This window comes from Pseudomonas sp. W15Feb34, from assembly GCF_023127765.1.
GTDB classification, from domain to species: Bacteria; Pseudomonadota; Gammaproteobacteria; order Pseudomonadales; family Pseudomonadaceae; genus Aquipseudomonas; species Aquipseudomonas synxantha_A.
In genome coordinates this window covers 194,861-211,988 of sequence record NZ_SPKN01000044.1, presented here as the reverse complement: position 1 = coordinate 211,988, position 17,128 = coordinate 194,861, and the positions used below count along the sequence as shown (strand labels likewise).

Below are 17,128 nucleotides of genomic sequence, written 5' to 3'. Positions count from 1 at the left end.
CATGTTGCTCCGTTAGCGGTTGCTGGACATGAATTGTTTGCAGCGCGCCGAAAGCGGGTTTTCAAACACCTGCTGTGGCGATCCTTGCTCTTCGACCAGGCCCTGGTGCAAAAACACCACTTCGCTGGATACCTGGCGGGCGAAGCCCATTTCGTGGGTGACCAGCAGCATGGTGCGGCCTTCTTCGGCCAGTGCGCGGATCACATTAAGTACTTCCTGAACCATTTCCGGGTCAAGCGCCGACGTGGGTTCATCGAACAGGATGACCTTGGGTTGCATCGCCAGGGTGCGCGCAATCGCCGCCCGTTGTTGCTGGCCGCCGGAGAGTTGTGCAGGGTAGGCGTGACGCTTGTCGGCAATACCGACCTTGGCCAGCAAGGCCTCGGCCACTTCTATTGCTTCAGCCTTGCTTTGGCCGAGCACGCGACGAGGGGCCTCGATGATGTTGTCGAGGATGCTCATGTGCGGCCACAGGTTAAAGTTTTGAAACACAAAACCAATTTCGCTGCGCAGGCGGTTGATCTGCTTGCCGTCGGCGGCCATCAGCTCGCCGTTTTTTGCGGCCTTGAGCTTGAGCTCTTCGCCGGCCACCAGGATCTGGCCCTGATGCGGGTTTTCCAGCAGGTTGATGCAACGCAGGAAGGTGGACTTGCCGGAACCGGAGGAACCCAGGATCGAGATCACATCGCCGTCGCGAGCGGTCAGCGAGATACCCTTGAGTACCTCAAGCTCACCATAGCGTTTGTGCAAGTTGCGGATTTCAAGCGCGGGCGTGGCCTGGGCCATGTGCGGTCCTCATTGTGTTCGTTGCGATCTTCGCTGTTGGGCCGCCTTCCTGGCGAGGCGCCAAGCTAGCATAGCGTTTGGATGACAGCCAACAGCGCTGCGGACGGTTAACTGGTGGTCTGCGGCAGTGTGTCGCATCGGCGCAGTAGCGTGTCGCGCCATCAACAACCTACAGACGTTTGAACCGGAAAGATCCACAGGCTTCGCGTAAAAAAGGGCGCGATGGTGCCAGCTTTGGCCGGGTGTTGGAAGGGTTAACCGGGCAAACGGTCCATATCAGCCCTTTTATGGGGCGTCACGTACTTTTTGTGTGTGTTTTTGGTGCGCCTGATTGGCTTGAAGGTGAGTCGCACGGTAACGCTATAGCGGAATGCCATGATTCTCAAAGACTTGCGAGCGCTGATGAATTGTCCTACAGCCCGCGTCAATGGCGGCTCTGTTACATTTTGGCGCAAATCTTGCGTAAAAAATAAAGAACGCCCTGTTGGATTCTTTTCACGAGAAAGGCTGCAGGCCGGGCGAACCCGTTTTCGCAATTCCTCGCAAAGGTGTGTCAATGAGTAGTACTCAAAGCTCCAATGACCTCGAACAGGGGCTCAAGCCGCGGCATGTCACCATGCTGTCGATTGCCGGCGTAATCGGCGCAGGTTTGTTTGTCGGCTCTGGCCATGCGATTGCTGCCGCCGGCCCCGCCGTGCTGCTGGCCTACGCGGCCGCCGGTACGTTGGTGGTGCTGGTGATGCGGATGCTGGCCGAGATGGCTGTTGCGTCACCCGATACCGGTTCGTTCTCTACCTATGCCGACCGCGCAATTGGTCACTGGGCTGGGTTTACCATTGGTTGGTTGTACTGGTGGTTCTGGGTGCTGGTGATTCCGTTGGAAGCCAACGCGGCGGCGACTATCCTGCACGCCTGGTTCCCCGACGTGGCGATTTGGGTGTTTACCCTGGTCATTACGTTGTTGCTGACTGCAACCAACCTGTTCAGCGTGAAGAACTACGGTGAGTTCGAGTTCTGGTTTGCGTTGATCAAAGTCGTGGCCATCGTCGGCTTTGTAATCCTCGGCCTGGCCGCGATTTTCGGCTTTTTGCCCACCAGCCAGGTCAGCGGTGTTTCGCACCTGTTCGATACCCAGGGCTTTATGCCTAATGGGATGGGCGCGGTTCTGGCAGCGATCCTGACCACCATGTTCTCGTTCATGGGCACTGAGATCGTGACCATCGCTGCAGCGGAATCCAAGAACCCCGGCCAGCAAATCACCAAGGCCACCAACTCGGTCATCTGGCGGATTGGTTTGTTCTACCTGCTGTCGATCTTCATTGTCGTGTCGCTGGTGCCTTGGAACGATCCGACCCTGGCCGCCGTAGGTTCCTACCAGACGGTACTTGAGCGCATGGGCATCCCGAATGCCAAACTGATCGTCGACCTGGTGGTACTGGTGGCTGTTACCAGTTGCCTCAACTCGGCGCTCTACACCGCCTCGCGTATGTTGTTCTCCCTCGGGCGTCGCGGTGATGCACCAGCGGTGGCCAAGCGCACCAACAAAAGTGGTACACCTTATTGGGCGGTGTTGCTGTCCACCGGCGCGGCGTTCCTCGCGGTATTTGCCAACTACGTGGCCCCGGCGGCCGTGTTCGAATTCCTGCTGGCCAGCTCCGGCGCCATTGCGTTGCTGGTGTACCTGGTGATTGCCGTGTCGCAACTGCGCATGCGTCAAAAGCGTGCGGCGGCGGGCGAGCAGATCGTGTTCAAGATGTGGCTGTTTCCTGGACTGACCTACGCGGTGATGGTGTTTATCGTCGGCACCTTGACCATCATGCTGTTCCAGGAAGCGCACCGGGTCGAGATCATCGCCACCGGGATCCTGAGCTTGCTGGTAGTGCTGGCGGGGTTGTTCGTGGCGAGCCGCCGCAAGGCCCAGAAGCTAGGCGCAGCAGTGCTCAACTGACGGAATGTGGTGCAAATGTGGGAGGGGGCTTGCTCCCGATGGCGGTGTGTCAGTCACTGAGATGTCGAGTGAGACTCTGCCATCGGGAGCAAGCCCCCTCCCACATTTTGATACGCGTCAGTCTGCTGAGGTTGTCAGCGACTGAGATGCTGAGCTTGCAGGAGGTATTGGTAGTGGCGAGCTGCGGCAAGGCCCAGAAATCAGGTGCAGCAGTGCTCAACTGACGGAATGTGATGCAAGTGTGGGAGGGGGCTTGCCCCCGATGCAGTGTGTCAGTCACTGAGATGTCGACTGAGACTCTGCCATCGGGAGCAAGCCCCCTCCCACATTTTGATACGCGTCAGTCTGCTGAGGTTGTCAGCGACTGAGATGCTGAGCTTGCAGGTGGTATTGGTAGTGGCGAGCTGCGACAAGGCCCAGAAATCAGGTGCAGCAGTGCTCAACTGACGGAATGTGGTGCAAATGTGGGAGGGGGCTTGCCCCCGATGCAGTGTGTCAGTCACTGAGATGTCGACTGAGACTCTGCCATCGGGAGCAAGCCCCCTCCCACATTTTGATACGCGTCAGTCTGCTGAGGTTGTCAGCGACTGAGATGCTGAGCTTGCAGGTGGTATTGGTAGTGGCGAGCTGCGGCAAGGCCCAGAAATCAGGCGCAGCAGTGCTCAACTGACGGAATGTGATGCAAATGTGGGAGGGGGCTTGCTCTCGATGCAGTGTGTCAGTCACTGAGATGTCGACTGAGACTCTGCCATCGGGAGCAAGCCCCCTCCCACATTTTGATACGCGTCAGTCTGCTGAGGTTGTCAGCGACTGAGATGCTGAGCTTGCAGGTGGTATTGGTAGTGGCGAGCTGCGGCAAGGCCCAGAAATCGGGTGCAGCAGTGCTCAACTGACGGAATGTGGTGCAAATGTGGGAGGGAGCAAGCCCCCTCCCACATTTTGATATGTGTCAGTCTGTTGAGGCTGTCAGCGCCTGGGATGCTGCTACATAGTCCGCCTGGAACTGCGGCGATTCGATCCACGCCAACGCAGCGGCCTCGTCATCGCTGTCAGTGGCCCACTGCCGATATTCAATCAGCGCCGCCAGGATAAAGTCGGTCGCTTCCTCTTCGCCTTCCTGCTCCAGCACCAGCGCCAACAGCGGGTGTGCGAGGAATACCGCGCACAGTGCCTGCTGGCTGATCTCGCCTGCGGTGCGCATCTCGACGAACAGTTCGGTCAAGTCCACCGATTCAAGATCGATGCGGCTGTCGTCGCCGGCGAACGCATCCGGCTTGGCCGCGACGGCGCGCTGGGTGCGGTTTTGCTTGGCCTTGGTCTTTGCCCGCTGGGCGCGTTTTTGCTGCTTGTTCGGCGAAGCCATGGGCTCAACATCCTTGGGTTCTGGATCGGGGTGGAGTATTGAAGCGCAGGTTGGGGCAAATCCCAAGGAAATCCGGGCGGGTTTGGTCGTTCATCGCGCTCGACCACCAGGCCATAGATCAATAGGCTATGCCTTTGTCATCTGCCAGAGCGTCTTCATGACCCGCGATGCCCTTGAGCATAACCAGATCCCATTCTATTTTGTCGCCATCCTGCTGGCCGCTGCCTGTGGTGTGTTCGCGCCTCTAGTGGCTCACGGCTTGAGCGTATTGATCACGCCCGCCATCGCGGTATTGATGTACGCGATGTTCCTGCAGATTCCTTTCCTCGATCTGCGCCAGGGTTTGGGCAATATTCGCTTTGTCTCGGCGTTGTTGCTGGCCAACTTTGTTCTGGTGCCATTGCTGGTGTGGGCGCTGACCCGTGGCCTGCTGGGGCATCCCGGGCTGTTGGTGGGGGCCTTGCTGGTGTTGTTGACGCCCTGTATTGATTACGTGGTGGTGTTCACCCACATCGGCAAGGGCGATTCGCGGTTGATGCTGGCGGCCACACCGTTGCTGTTGCTGTTGCAGTTGGCACTGCTGCCGGTGTACCTGGGTTTTATGCTGGGCGCACACTCGGGTGTGGTGGTTGAGATCGGCCCATTTATCGAGGCATTCCTGTTGTTGATCGTGGTGCCGTTGCTGCTGGCTGTGCTGACGGCCTACCTGGCGCGACGATCAAGGCTGGTCGACAAATGGAGCAGTGCGTGGGCCTGGTTGCCGGTGCCGGCGATGGCCCTGGTGTTGTTCGTGGTGATCGGGTCGCAAATCACATCGGTCATGCGCGACTTCGACCTGTTGCTGCCAGTGCTTGCGATCTACCTGGGCTTCGTACTGCTGGCGCCGTTGATGGGGATCCTGGCTGCGCGACTGTTTGCGCTGCCTGCGCCAAGTGCACGGGCGGTGACGTTCAGTGCTTCGACGCGCAACTCGCTGGTGGTATTGCCATTGGCGCTGGCCTTGCCGGAGGACATGCGCGGGTTGGCTGCCGCGGCGGTGATCCTGCAAACCCTCGTCGAGTTGGTGGCCGAGTTGGTCTACGTTCGCCTGATCCCGGCAGTGGTGTGGCCCGCAAGTCGATAAAAGCGTGAATGTTCAGGTTTGTTCAGGCGCTATTCAGGGCAGTGCTCGGCACCATACGCCAGCGCTTCCCACCTGACAGGTCACCCGATGGATCATCGCAACCGTTTTCGCCTGGAGTCCTTGGGCCTCTTTCTGATCGCCCTGTTGTTGTTCACGTTGGGGATCTGGGATCAGCAGCCTCAGGGCTTTGATGGGCGCTGGGCGCTGTTCATGCAGGAAATGTTTCGCCACGGCGCAAGTTTTTTCCCCACTACTTACGGTCAGCCTTACGCGGACTACCCAGGCACCGCGACCTTCTTCAGTTTTGTATTCGCTCGCTGGTTTGATGCGCCGAACCATCTGGCGAATGTGCTGCCCACCGCGCTTGCATCGGCCGGTGTGATCGCACTGATGTACCGCCTGCTGGCGCCGTTCAGTCGCCCATGGGCATTTTTGACGGTGCTGCTGACGCTGCTCACCACCCAGTTGCTCGAAAAATCGCGCTCGGTCTGCCTGGACCAGATGATCGCGCTGCTGTGTGTCGGCAGTTTCTATCTGCTGCACAGTGGCGAGCGCCTGGGGTCGCGGCTGCGGCAATTGGCGGTGTTCCCGTTGTTCGTCCTGGCCTTTGCCATTCGTGGCCCCCTGGGGTTGATTGAGGTCTGTGGGGTGGTGTGCGTGTATTGGGCGCTGGGCAGGCCGGGCGAACGCGTCCGGCAAGTCCTGATCCACGGCGTTATCGGCCTGGTGCTGCTAACAGTGTGCTGGTGGCTGCTGATGAAGCTTGCGCGATTGAGTGGCGGTGATGCCTTTGCTGATGAAGTGTTCAGGATGCAGGTCGGCGGGCGCCTGGATGAGTCCGGTGAGCCGTTCTATTTCTATTTCCAGCTGAGTTTGTACCGTTACTTCCCGGTGGTGCCGCTGGCGTTAGCCACTCTAGTCGCGCTGCGCCATCGCTGGCCGGAGCGCTGGGTCGACGGGCAGCTGCAACTGCTGGTGCGCCTCGGGGCGTGTGGCTTGATGATTCTGCTCGGGTTGTCGGTGCCGCACTTCAAGCGCGCTTATTACATCTTGCCGATGGTGCCGATGTTTGCGGCTGTCGCGGCCTATGGGCTGCTCCAGGCGCAAGGCTGGCTGTTGGGCGTGCGCCGTTGTTACGAAGGGCTTGTCGCAGCGTTACCGGCGTTGTGCGTGGTTGTGTTGTTTGTGTGTCGGAACGCCTGGCACAAGCAGGGCTATTGGCCGGATATTTCCCTGCCGCTGATGATTGGTGTGTTGGTGGTGTTGCAACTCGCGGCGTTGATTGCCTGGCGCCGGCCGTTGCGTCTGGTATGGCTCAGCGTGATCGCACTGGCGGCGCAATGGTTGTTGCTGGTCGCGGTGATAGAACCGGCCAAGGACCTGCAATTCGACACCCGACGGTTTGTCAGCCAGGTGGAGGCACTGCGTGAGTCGCAGCCGGGCCCTTTGGTATTTGTCGACCTGGCCCGAGACACCTGGGCGGTGCGCTACATGATGAATCTGGATCACGATGAGCAGCCACTGTTTGTCGGGCGTCACCAGCTTGAGAAACTGAGTGAGCTGCCCCGGCCATCCTGGGTGATTGTGCCGCGCAAGGAGACTGCGCTGTTGAAGGGCTCGCCGGTGGAGCAATTGGCGCCAAGCTTTGCGGGGCGGCTGAATGACAATCCGTTGATGGTGTTTTTGCTGAAGTGAGGGGGCAACTTGGCGGGCCTCCTCATGGATAAGGTTTGTCCAGCTGCTCAGGGATAAAGCCTTCTTCGCGCAGGGATTTGATAACCCCTCTGATCAAATAATTATTTGAGAACCCGATTGTGTACTGCCGAGCGCCTGGACTGATGGGAAGCAGCATCCCTTGGTCGACCAGTTTTTTTATTTGATAGGTTCTTTGGGCGGCGGACAGTGTCGGTAGAGCGTCAGCGATATCGCCCGACTTGACCACCTTCAGTTGGATCGCCGTGCTCAGAATTTTCTCTTCAAGAGGCGTTATCCATGCGCGGTCTTTCGCCAATGCAATGGTGGGGGCAAGAATGTGCCTGGTCAGGTAGCGGTAGTCCGTCAGCCTGCTGACTTTCTCTAATTCATCTCTAATGCCTGCCAGCACATACGTACACCAAGCCTCAAGGCCTTCCTTGGTGCCTGTGTCAGCGGTGGAAAGCATCGAGTAATACTTTTCGCGGTCGATACAGAAGACTGCCGTCGGATTCAGGACTCGGCCGCCAGCGCTCACGTTGAAGCCGTACTTCATCAACATTGCGTACGTCAGAAGGCGCACGACGCGGCCATTGCCGTTGCCAAATGGGTGGATCCAGCCAAACCGGTGGTGGGCCAGCGCGACTTTCATCAGATCGTACTTGGGGGCATCCTGCTTATTCACAAAGGCGACGAGTTCTTGCATGTAGCCTGGCACCATCACCGCCTCGGGCGGGAGGTGATCGGACTGGGCAATGCTGACCCCGGACTCGCGGTAAGCACCTGGCGTACGATCACCTTCGCGTTGCAGTCCCTGGACGGTGATTGAGTGAAGCTCTCGAATCGCAAACTCCGTGAGATCAGCGCCGGTCTGCATGATGCTTTCGACGTAGTCCATGGCCTTTTCGATATTCGCAATTTCCCGCAACGGATCTGAAGCCTCGGCTGCCCCTTCGACTTTGCTTTCGATGTAGTCGGCCAGTGTCGTGTGGTTGCCCTCGATACGTGCAGAGCCCAGGCTTTCCAGCGTATGAAACAGGGCTTTCAACTGGAAAAAAACAGCAGGCGGTGTATCGCCACCCAGTTGCAGGCGGCGCAGGTGTTCCAGCTCGCTCAGAACATCAACCAGGCCCGAGTCGAACGAGGGGTTCAATAGCTCCAGATCGTGATGAGCAAACTCGGGCATATGGAAAGTATCTCCAATTGATATTTTGATTATCTCGAAAGCAGGCTGATTTGATGCCCGTAGGGAAGGCGTTAGGGGCCTGATGAGGCCCTACACTATCTCAAAAAAACAGTTCGGATAAGTGAAAAACATCCCCAATGAAACTAGGTCCGGTTGACTTTGGTCAGGGTGCCCAAGCTGTATCCGGACGGGAGCAAGCTATTTGCAGCGATACCCCTCAGGCATCGTCACCGTGTAATTGCGCTGCACGCGGTCCTGGAAGTTCAGGTTCTGCAGGCCCTGCTGTACCAGGAAGGCTTCGACCTTCGCCGCCTGGCAATCGTCGTTATAGGACGATACTCGAAGCACATACACCGCGCGCCTGCTCGCCTCGTCCCGAGCGGTAGCCCGGAAGGTGGTGAGGGTGGTGTAGCCGGTGCGTTCCGATGTGCCTACCGGGCCATAGGAGGTGTTCGGGGTGCTGGTGCAGGTCAGTTGATCGGTCTTTTTCTTGTTCTTCTTGCACTGTGTGGTGGTGCTGTTTGCTACCTGGCCATACTCGGTAGCGGTGTAGCGGTAAGTGACCTGCTTGCTTTCGACATCAAGGGTGATGGTCATTTTGATCGGTGCATGGTTCTTGGGCAGCGTGGTGTCGGTAAAGACATTGCGAAAGCCCTGGTCCTTCATGGCGCTGACCATGTCGCGCAGGTAGTACCGGGCATTGAGTGCGTTTTCGTCGCTGCCCCCGACAGACGTCACCAGTACGGTTGCCTGGCGATCGAAGTGATAGTCCGGATCGGGTGTCGCGTTGATCGCTACGTCCATTTGCGTGGCGCATCCACTGAGTAGTGCAGTCAGCAGTAATAGCGAGCAGAGCAAGAGGCGTGTCATGAAAGAAACCTTACAGCTGTGAATGGGGTAAAGGGTGGACGATTGAAGCCAGTGAAAAACAAGCCTCAATCGCTCTGGGGCTTAGCTTAGCCTGCGCAGGATGGGGTCACGCAAAACACAAAGGGTGCGCGCACCTCGACTTCACCATCCTTGAGAACTGACGCAGGCGGAGCAGGCATTGGCGATGCTGCTGGAAGAGATGCCTGCACGGCAGCAACAAAAAGCTCAGAGCCTGAGTGACTGATCACGCGCTGACGCAACAAGTTGCCGTGGGCATCGATGATGAATTCAATATTGACCTGGCCTTCCAGCCCCTGCGCCTGAGCGTTTGCCGGGTAAAATTTGAACAGTTGTATATGGCTTATCAACTGTTGTTCCCATAGCTGCTGTTCTGCCAGTTGCTCTGGGGAAGGGGTTCTTGCGCAGGCGCCAAGCAGCAGGGCAAGTGCGATCCAGCAATACTTCATACATATTTCCTTGAGCATTTTTTGCGTCCGTACTATCTGGCGCCACAGAGTATTCAAATCCAGGCGCTTGGAAGGCTCACTCCCTCGACGGCTCTCTCGATGGGCCTGATCGGTGCCGGTATCGTGATTGCCTTTATTCAAGGCGCTCCTGCTCGGCATCCGGGTCCAAGGTGATCCAGAGCACATTAAATCGCAGGCAATAAAAAACCCCAAGGAACACATTGTTCCTTGGGGTTTCTCGGTATTTTGGTGCCCAGAGACGGAATCGAACCGCCGACACGGGGATTTTCAATCCCCTGCTCTACCGACTGAGCTATCTGGGCAACGGGGCGCATTAAACGGGTTTTTCAGGGGGTCGTCAAGCAAGTTTTCAAAAAATATTTAATTATTACCGTCGCTTACGTGCCGACCCCGGTTTTTGATCAATTATTGAGCAGGTGGCACGTAACCTTCGGCTTGGGCGTATTCCTCGCCGGAAAAGAACTTATCCATTTCGCCGGCCAGGTATTTGCGGTCTTCGGCGTTCATCATGTTCAGGCGTTTTTCGTTGATCAGCAGGGTCTGGTGTTTCAACCAGTCACCCCAGGCTTTGGCGGAGACGTGGTCGTAGATGTCCTGGCCCTTGGCACCTGGGTACGGAGGGCGTTCCAGGGCTGGCAGTTCTTCTTTGTACTTGCGGCAGATAACGGTGCGGGTCATGACGAAACTCCTGCGTTCAATGCTTGCGCCGCGCGCTTCAGCAGTTTTTTCACCGGGGCGGCAAGGCCCAGGCGCGGCGGGGTGGCGAGGTTATACCAAAGCCAGTCGGCCTCGGCCACGTGATGGGCGGATTCCTCGACCTGGACCAGCCAGGGTTCGATAGCCAGCTGGAAGTGGCTGAAGGTGTGGATCAGCCCCGGCAGTTCCTGATGCTTGCCCAGTGCGAGGGCGTGCTGGTTGGCCAGGTGGTCGAGGTCGCTCAGGTCATCCAGCTCGGGCAAGCTCCACAAACCGCCCCACAGGCCCGTGGAAGGGCGACGGTAAAGCAGGATCGCGCCCTCGGCGTTCGCCAGCATGGGCATCAGCGTGCGCTTTTGCGGGATGGTCTTGCGTGGCTTGGGGATCGGGTAACGCGTCTCCAGGCCGAGCATGTGGGCTTCGCAGCCTTTTTCCAGCGGGCACAGCAAGCAACTGGGCTTGCTGCGGGTGCAGAGCGTGGCGCCCATGTCCATCATCGCCTGGGTGTAGGCGTTGACGCGCTCAAAGGGTGTAAAGCGCTCTGCGGTGGCCCACAGTTGTTTGGCCACCTTGGGCTCGCCCGGGTAGCCCTCCTGCGCGGTAAAGCGTGCCAGCACGCGCTTGACGTTGCCGTCGAGGATCGGCGCGCGCAGGCCCATGCTCAGGCTGGCTATCGCACCGGCAGTCGATAGGCCGATGCCCGGCAGTTCGGTGAGCTTTTCGACGTCGCGGGGGAATTCGCCGCCGTACTCGGCCACCACGATCCTGGCGGTCTTCTGCAGGTTGCGCGCCCGGGTGTAGTAGCCCAGGCCGGTCCACAGGTGCAGCACTTCGTCTTCCGGTGCGGCGGCCAGGGCTTCGACCGTCGGCAGGGATGCCATGAACCGGTCGAAGTAATTGAGCACAGTGCTCACCTGGGTCTGTTGCAGCATGATCTCCGACACCCACACCCGGTACGGGGTGATGCCCTGTTGCCAGGGCAGGTCATGGCGGCCGTGACGGTCGTACCAATCCAGCACCGCCTCTGAAAACTGCTCGTTTCTCATCGGTTGAACAGGCCTTTCAATGCGTCTTTGAGCTTGGGATTAACCTTGTCGAGCTTCTCCTCCAGCTTCTCGTTCAGGCGATTGCCGGCAGCCTTGAGGGCGACCTGGCCCAGGCCGTCCTTGTCCAGACGGCAGGCCTTGGCGCCAAGCTCCAGCGGGCCACGGCAGCGCAGCGGCACTTCAATGCCCTGGAAGTTGGCGCCGACCTGGCAGGCCGGGTCCGGCACCTCGCGCTTGTCGCCTTCGACAATGATGCCGACGCGGTAGTCCATGCCCAGCACGCGCAAGTCGACATCGCCGTTGCCATTGACCGTCAGCCCTGGGATACGCACTTTCAGGTCAGGGTTGCTGGCCACGCCGTTACGCAACGTCAGGTTGCCGCGCAGTTCCTGGAAGGGGGTGTCCTTGCCCGGTGGCGTGCTGGCCAGGGTCTTGCGGTTGAGCAGGGCGATACCGGTGCAGACCTGTTGCTCGATATTGGCGTTGAGCAACACACCGTTATTGATCACAAAGCTGGCGGTGCCGTTGAGGCTGTCGATCAGTGCCTTCTGGCTGTTGCCACGCCCGGTCAGGTTGCTGTCCAGGGTGACCTGGCCTTTGACCGGCGGGTTTTTCCCTTGGGCCTGCAGGATTTTCTCAACCGGTACTTGCTTGATATGGGTTTGCATGGCCAGAAACGGGAGATCCTGGCGCACATCGAGCGTGCCATTGGCCTGGAAGGTACCGTTGTAGAGACCACCGCTCAGGGTGTCGAGCTTGAGCTGGCCGTCGATGCCGGAGGCTTTCAGCGCCGCGTTCTGGATCGGCAGCTGGCTCAGGGTCAATTGTCCGAACGCAAGGTCGGCGTCGATATCCAGGCTGCGCAGGCGGGTCAGCGGCAGCAGCTTGTCGGTGCTCCAGGCGCCTTTGGTCGGGGCGTCCGGCAGTGGCGTGTTGCCGCCGGCTGCCATCGCACCGGCCTCGCTGTTCTGCACTTCGGCCTGGCGAGCGGCGGTTGCGCCTTTGGCGGCTTCTGATTTGGCCGGCAAGTAGTTGTCGGCATTGAAGGTATCGGCCTTGAGCTGTACGCGCAGCGACTGCTTGGCGAAATCATCGACAGCGACACGGCCGCTGAAGGTGCTTTCGTCGAGTTTCAGGTTCAGATTTTCCAGGGCGACGCTGGTGGGCGTGCCCTTGAGGCGACTCACCAGCTCGACCTTGCTCAGGCTGCCAGGGGCCATGGCCGGCAGCGGGTGGCCGACGCTCTCAAGGAACTTGGCCAGATCGAACTGGGCCACAGACAACGCACCACTGACCTGCGGGGTCTTGTCCAGGTCGTTGACCTTCAGTTCGCCCAAGGCGCGCAACTGGTTGGCCGACAGTTTCAGGTTGGTCCATTCGGCGACGTTGGCCGCCAGATCCACCAACAATTGGCCCTGGGTGGAGAAACTCACGGTCTTGCCTTGCAGCGGCTCGCCGGTGGCTTCGCCGCTCAGGCGCATGTCTTCGAACTGGTAGCGCTTGAGGGCACGCTGGATGCGCAAGTTGCCGTTCAGCTCGGTCTTGACGCGCATCAGTGGCTGGTTGCTGCCCAGGAACGCGGTGAGTTTGAGCGGAATGCTGGCGCCCTCGTGGATGGCCCCGGCGCTCAACTGGATGCTCTCGGCACTCAATTGCTTGCCGGTCTGTTCATCGGTGTATTCAACGCGAGCGTTGTTGATGGTCAGGCTGTCGATGTCCAGGCGGATCGGCTGCGGGGGTTTTTCCGGTTTGGTTTCAGCCACCGGTTCGACGGGGGCCGGCGCAGGGGTATCCGTGGTTTCGTCGGGCAGGTTCTTGCCGATGTCTTCCCAGTTGCCATGGCCTTGCTTGTCGCGGTTCAGGCGCAGGTTCAGGCCCTCGACACGCACATCGCTCATCTGCACTTCGCGGCGAAGCAGCGGCAGTACGCGTACCGACAGGCCCAGCATCTGCAAATCGGCGAAAGGTTGAGTCGGTGCGGTCAGGGTCGCGACGCTGGCCTCGTGCAACTCCAGGCCCAGCCAGGGGAACAGGCTCCAGCCGATATCGCCATTGAGCGTCAGCTCGATGTGGGCCTTGTCGCGGGCTATCTGGCGAATTTCTTCTTTGTAGTCGTTGGGATCGAAGAGGTGGGTCAGGGCAAAGCCGAGCGCCACAATGATCAGCAACAGCCCGAGAAGTACCAGACCCAGGATTTTGCCGAACGCTTTCATGGGCGAGTCCTTGTATGTCGATTTCAAAATTTAGCCGAAGAGTATAACGCCCGACGGCCTGCGTCAGTTCACGGATCGTTACATTGTATCCAGGAGCTCGGAAATGGGATTTTGACGTCAGAAAAGTACAGATAATCCAAAAAAGGTAGTGGCAGTTTGATTTTTCTGTCATCCACTGATGCTAATCTCTGCACGTTCGTCCGCCTTCTGCGACGTATCGTCGCGCTTTAAATGGAGCTTCACTCAAAAAAACGGCCACGCTTTGCGTGCAAGGCCGAGGAGGAGAGCGCCTGACGGACGCATACCAATAACTGGGGGAAACACCAATGAGCACTAGCACTGTGGCCGGCACCGCCGCCGCACAGCCTGCGTTCCTGTCCAAGGAGCGCATCATCGCCAAGCCGGGGTTCAACCGCTGGCTGGTTCCACCGGCCGCCCTGGCCATCCACCTGTGCATCGGCATGGCCTACGGCTTCTCGGTGTTTTGGCTGCCGTTGTCCAAAGCGCTGGGTATCACCGCACCGGTCGCCTGCGCGCCAGACATGAGCTTTATCGCCCAGGTCTTCTCGTCCCAATGCGACTGGCCCATCTCCATGCTGGGCTGGATCTACACCTTGTTCTTCATCTTTCTGGGCTGCTCGGCCGCGATCTGGGGCGGCTGGCTCGAACATGCCGGGCCACGCAAGGCCGGTGTGGTCTCGGCGTTGTGCTGGTGCGGTGGTCTGCTGATCTCGGCGCTGGGCATCTATACCCACCAGATCTGGCTGATGTGGATCGGCTCCGGTGTCATTGGCGGTATCGGCCTGGGCCTGGGCTATATCTCGCCCGTTTCGACCTTGATCAAGTGGTTCCCGGACAAGCGCGGCATGGCTACCGGCATGGCGATCATGGGCTTTGGCGGCGGCGCGATGGTGGGTGCGCCCCTGGCTGCGGCACTGATGGGCCATTTCTCTTCGCCGACCAGCGTAGGTGTATGGCAGAGCTTTGTGGTCATGGCGGCGATTTACTTCGTGTTCATGATCGGTGGCGCACTGCTGTATCGCGTTCCGCCGACCGGCTGGAAGCCTGAGGGCTGGACCGCGCCGGCGAAAAAAGCCAGCAACGCGATGATCACTCACCGTCACGTGCATGTGAATGTCGCGTGGAAAACCCCGCAATTCCGCCTGGTATGGCTGGTGCTGTGCCTGAACGTATCGGCCGGTATCGGCATCCTCGGCATGGCCTCGCCACTGTTGCAGGAAGTGTTCGGCGGCAAGTTGCTGGGTGTTGATGTGCCATTTGGCCAGCTGGATGCCGGTCAGCTTGCCTCCATTGCAGCCATTGCCGCTGGTTTTACCGGCCTGTTGAGCCTGTTCAACATCGGTGGCCGGTTCTTCTGGGCGTCGTTCTCCGACTACCTGGGACGTAAGAATACCTACTTTGTGTTCTTCGCCCTGGGCTTTGCCCTGTACGCGCTGATCCCGAACCTGGGGCATCTGGGCAACGTGGCGCTGTTCGTGGCGGCGTTCTGCATCATCCTGTCGATGTACGGCGGTGGTTTTGCGACGGTTCCGGCTTACCTGGCCGACTTGTTCGGTACCCAGATGGTCGGTGCTATTCACGGTCGCCTGTTGACCGCCTGGGCTGCTGCGGGCGTGTTGGGGCCGGTACTGGTGAACTACCTGCGTGAATATCAGCTGAGCATCGGCGTTGAACGCGCCGCGGCGTATGACATCACCTTGTACATCCTTGCCGGTCTGCTGGTGCTGGGTTTCATCTGCAACCTGCTGGTACGCCCGGTGGCCGACAAGTACTTCATGACCGATGCCGAACTGGCCGCCGAACAGGCGCTCGGGCATGACAAGGGTGCCGATGCGTCCACCGTGCTGGAGTGGAAGGCCTCCGCCGCCAGCAAGCCGTTGGCGATCGCCGCCTGGCTGGTGGTGGGTATTCCGTTGGCGTGGGGTGTGTGGGTGACCCTGCAGAAGACCGCGGTACTGTTCCACTAACACTGCAAAACCCTTGTGGGAGGGGGCTTGCTCCCGATGGCGGCGCATCAGTCAGTGCATTGTTGACTGATCTACCGCTATCGGGAGCAAGCCCCCTCCCACATTGGTTATGCATGTATGCACATGTCTAACCCCGACACGCCGTCAGTCTTATCCCCTTCGATGTTTCTGTTTGGCGCCCGCGCCCCTATAATGGCTGCCTTTTTCGCCCAATGATTTTGCGGAGCTGGTGATGGCCGAACGTAAGGCGTCTGTCGAGCGCGACACTCTGGAAACCCAGATCAAAGCCTCGATCAACCTGGATGGCACCGGAAAGGCCCGATTTGATATCGGTGTCCCTTTTCTTGAGCACATGCTGGACCAGATCGCCCGTCATGGGCTGATCGACCTGGATATCGTCGGCAAGGGCGACCTGCACATCGACGACCACCACATGGTGGAAGACGTGGGCATAACCCTCGGCCAGGCATTTGCCAAGGCCATCGGCGACAAGAAAGGCATCCGTCGCTACGGTCATGCCTATGTTCCGCTGGATGAAGCGCTGTCGCGTGTGGTGATCGACTTCTCCGGGCGCCCAGGCCTGCAGATGCACGTGCCCTACACCCGCGCCAACGTGGGCCGTGGCTTTGATGTGGACCTGTTCCAGGAATTCTTCCAGGGCTTCGTCAACCACGCACTTGTCAGCCTGCATATCGACAACCTGCGCGGCACCAACACCCACCACCAGATCGAAACCGTGTTCAAGGCTTTCGGCCGCGCGTTGCGCATGGCTGTGGAAGTCGATGAGCGCATGGGCGGGCAAATGCCGTCGACCAAGGGCGTCCTGTAATGCAGACGGTCGCGGTTATCGACTACGGCATGGGCAACCTGCACTCGGTGGCCAAGGCCCTCGAGCACGTAGGCGCCGGCAAGGTGCTGATCACCAGCGATGCCAACGTGATTCGCGAAGCCGACCGTGTGGTGTTCCCCGGTGTTGGCGCGATTCGCGATTGCATGGCCGAAATCCGCCGCCTGGGCTTTGACAGCCTGGTGCGCGAGGTCAGCCAGGATCGTCCATTCCTCGGTATCTGCGTCGGCATGCAAGCCTTGCTCGACAGCAGTGAGGAGAACGGCGGCGTCGATTGCATCGGTATGTTTCCCGGCCAGGTGAAGTTCTTCGGCAAAGACTTGCATGAAGACGGTGAGCATTTGAAGGTCCCGCACATGGGCTGGAACGAGGTGCGCCGCACCGTCGACCACCCGCTGTGGCACGAAATCCCGGACATGGCGCGTTTCTACTTCGTGCACAGCTACTGCATCGCTGCCGGTAACCCGCGCCAGGTGGTGGGTGGCGGGCACTATGGTGTCGACTTCGCCGCAGCGCTGGCCGAAGGTTCGCGTTTTGCCGTGCAATTCCACCCGGAAAAGAGCCATACCCATGGCCTGCAATTGCTGCAGAACTTCGCCGCGTGGGATGGTCGCTGGTAAATGGCCAGGAAACCGAAGCCGCCGATCTTGAACCTCACGCCCGAGCAGGAGCGTGAGGCAACCGACAAGATCAAGCGTTTCATGGAAGACCGCTTCGAGCTCAAGCTGGGCTCGTTCGAGGTCGCTGAGATTCTTGAGCTGTTCACCACCGAAGTGGCACCGCACTATTACAACAGGGCGATTTTCGACACGCAGACGCTCCTTAAGGAAAGGTTCGAAAGCATCGAAAGCGACTTGTGGTCGCTTGAGAAGCCCTGATTTC

Annotated in this window: 15 protein-coding genes and 1 tRNA gene; 7 read left to right on the top strand and 9 right to left on the bottom strand. The window is 59.2% G+C overall.

Annotated features, from left to right (window positions below; all coding sequences use genetic code 11):
* Positions 1-12: 12 nt before the first annotated feature.
* A complete protein-coding gene (locus E4O97_RS20925; protein ID WP_003187760.1) occupies positions 13-786 on the bottom strand; it encodes an ABC transporter ATP-binding protein in 774 nt (257 codons plus the stop codon).
* Positions 787-1,342: 556 nt separating this feature from the next.
* Here E4O97_RS20925 and gabP point away from each other — a divergent pair.
* The gene (gene gabP, locus E4O97_RS20920) at positions 1,343-2,734 is read left to right on the top strand and encodes a GABA permease (RefSeq protein WP_103733963.1); all 1,392 of its coding nucleotides are present in this window, start codon (positions 1,343-1,345) and stop codon (positions 2,732-2,734) included.
* A gap of 949 nt (positions 2,735-3,683) precedes the next feature.
* Here gabP and E4O97_RS20915 read toward each other — a convergent pair.
* Positions 3,684-4,097 carry a hypothetical protein gene (locus E4O97_RS20915; protein ID WP_005783897.1) on the bottom strand — a complete coding sequence of 138 codons (414 nt, stop codon included), beginning with the start codon at positions 4,095-4,097 and terminating at the stop codon, positions 3,684-3,686.
* 157 nt (positions 4,098-4,254) lie between these two features.
* Between E4O97_RS20915 and E4O97_RS20910 the strand changes: the two genes are divergently transcribed.
* Together E4O97_RS20910 and E4O97_RS20905 are read left to right on the top strand one after the other, a co-directional pair.
* Entirely contained in the window at positions 4,255-5,220 is a 966-nt protein-coding gene (locus E4O97_RS20910) for an arsenic resistance protein (protein WP_216090611.1), read from the top strand.
* A gap of 87 nt (positions 5,221-5,307) precedes the next feature.
* Positions 5,308-6,915: a hypothetical protein gene (locus E4O97_RS20905; RefSeq protein WP_248133520.1), complete on the top strand. Its 1,608-nt coding sequence runs from the start codon at positions 5,308-5,310 to the stop codon at positions 6,913-6,915.
* Positions 6,916-6,937: 22 nt separating this feature from the next.
* Here the strand turns inward: E4O97_RS20905 and E4O97_RS20900 are convergent, their stop codons facing one another.
* The 7 genes from E4O97_RS20900 to E4O97_RS20870 all read right to left on the bottom strand — a co-directional run bounded on the left by E4O97_RS20900 (position 6,938) and on the right by E4O97_RS20870 (position 13,411).
* Positions 6,938-8,098 carry a Fic family protein gene (locus E4O97_RS20900; protein WP_032878370.1) on the bottom strand — a complete coding sequence of 387 codons (1,161 nt, stop codon included), beginning with the start codon at positions 8,096-8,098 and terminating at the stop codon, positions 6,938-6,940.
* A gap of 198 nt (positions 8,099-8,296) precedes the next feature.
* Positions 8,297-8,968 carry a hypothetical protein gene (locus E4O97_RS20895; RefSeq protein ID WP_005783902.1) on the bottom strand — a complete coding sequence of 224 codons (672 nt, stop codon included), beginning with the start codon at positions 8,966-8,968 and terminating at the stop codon, positions 8,297-8,299.
* An 86-nt stretch (positions 8,969-9,054) separates the two neighbouring features.
* Positions 9,055-9,576: a TonB family protein gene (locus tag E4O97_RS20890; protein ID WP_248130075.1), complete on the bottom strand. Its 522-nt coding sequence runs from the start codon at positions 9,574-9,576 to the stop codon at positions 9,055-9,057.
* Positions 9,577-9,682: 106 nt separating this feature from the next.
* Positions 9,683-9,758: transfer RNA gene (locus tag E4O97_RS20885), tRNA-Phe, on the bottom strand.
* A 103-nt stretch (positions 9,759-9,861) separates the two neighbouring features.
* Complete coding sequence (locus E4O97_RS20880; RefSeq protein ID WP_005783905.1) at positions 9,862-10,134, bottom strand: oxidative damage protection protein; 273 nt, start codon at positions 10,132-10,134, stop codon at positions 9,862-9,864.
* Entirely contained in the window at positions 10,131-11,198 is a 1,068-nt protein-coding gene (gene mutY, locus E4O97_RS20875) for an A/G-specific adenine glycosylase (RefSeq protein WP_248162098.1), read from the bottom strand. The genes E4O97_RS20880 and mutY overlap by 4 nt, the downstream gene beginning before the upstream one ends.
* Positions 11,195-13,411 (bottom strand): AsmA family protein, encoded by a 2,217-nt coding sequence (locus tag E4O97_RS20870; RefSeq protein WP_248162097.1) that lies wholly within the window; start codon positions 13,409-13,411, stop codon positions 11,195-11,197. Before E4O97_RS20870 ends, mutY begins: the two co-directional genes overlap by 4 nt.
* 326 nt (positions 13,412-13,737) lie before the next feature.
* On the opposite strand from E4O97_RS20870, the gene E4O97_RS20865 reads away from it, so the two are divergent.
* The 4 genes from E4O97_RS20865 (at position 13,738) to E4O97_RS20850 (ending at position 17,124) form a co-directional block, all read left to right on the top strand.
* Positions 13,738-15,399, top strand: coding sequence for an OFA family MFS transporter (locus tag E4O97_RS20865; RefSeq protein WP_005783912.1), 1,662 nt, complete (start codon positions 13,738-13,740; stop codon positions 15,397-15,399).
* A gap of 232 nt (positions 15,400-15,631) precedes the next feature.
* Positions 15,632-16,228 carry an imidazoleglycerol-phosphate dehydratase HisB gene (hisB, locus tag E4O97_RS20860; RefSeq protein ID WP_003187781.1) on the top strand — a complete coding sequence of 199 codons (597 nt, stop codon included), beginning with the start codon at positions 15,632-15,634 and terminating at the stop codon, positions 16,226-16,228.
* A complete protein-coding gene (gene hisH / locus E4O97_RS20855; RefSeq protein WP_248162096.1) occupies positions 16,228-16,866 on the top strand; it encodes an imidazole glycerol phosphate synthase subunit HisH in 639 nt (212 codons plus the stop codon). Before hisB ends, hisH begins: the two co-directional genes overlap by 1 nt.
* Positions 16,867-17,124: a DUF2164 domain-containing protein gene (locus tag E4O97_RS20850; RefSeq protein ID WP_032878360.1), complete on the top strand. Its 258-nt coding sequence runs from the start codon at positions 16,867-16,869 to the stop codon at positions 17,122-17,124.
* Positions 17,125-17,128: the final 4 nt, after the last annotated feature.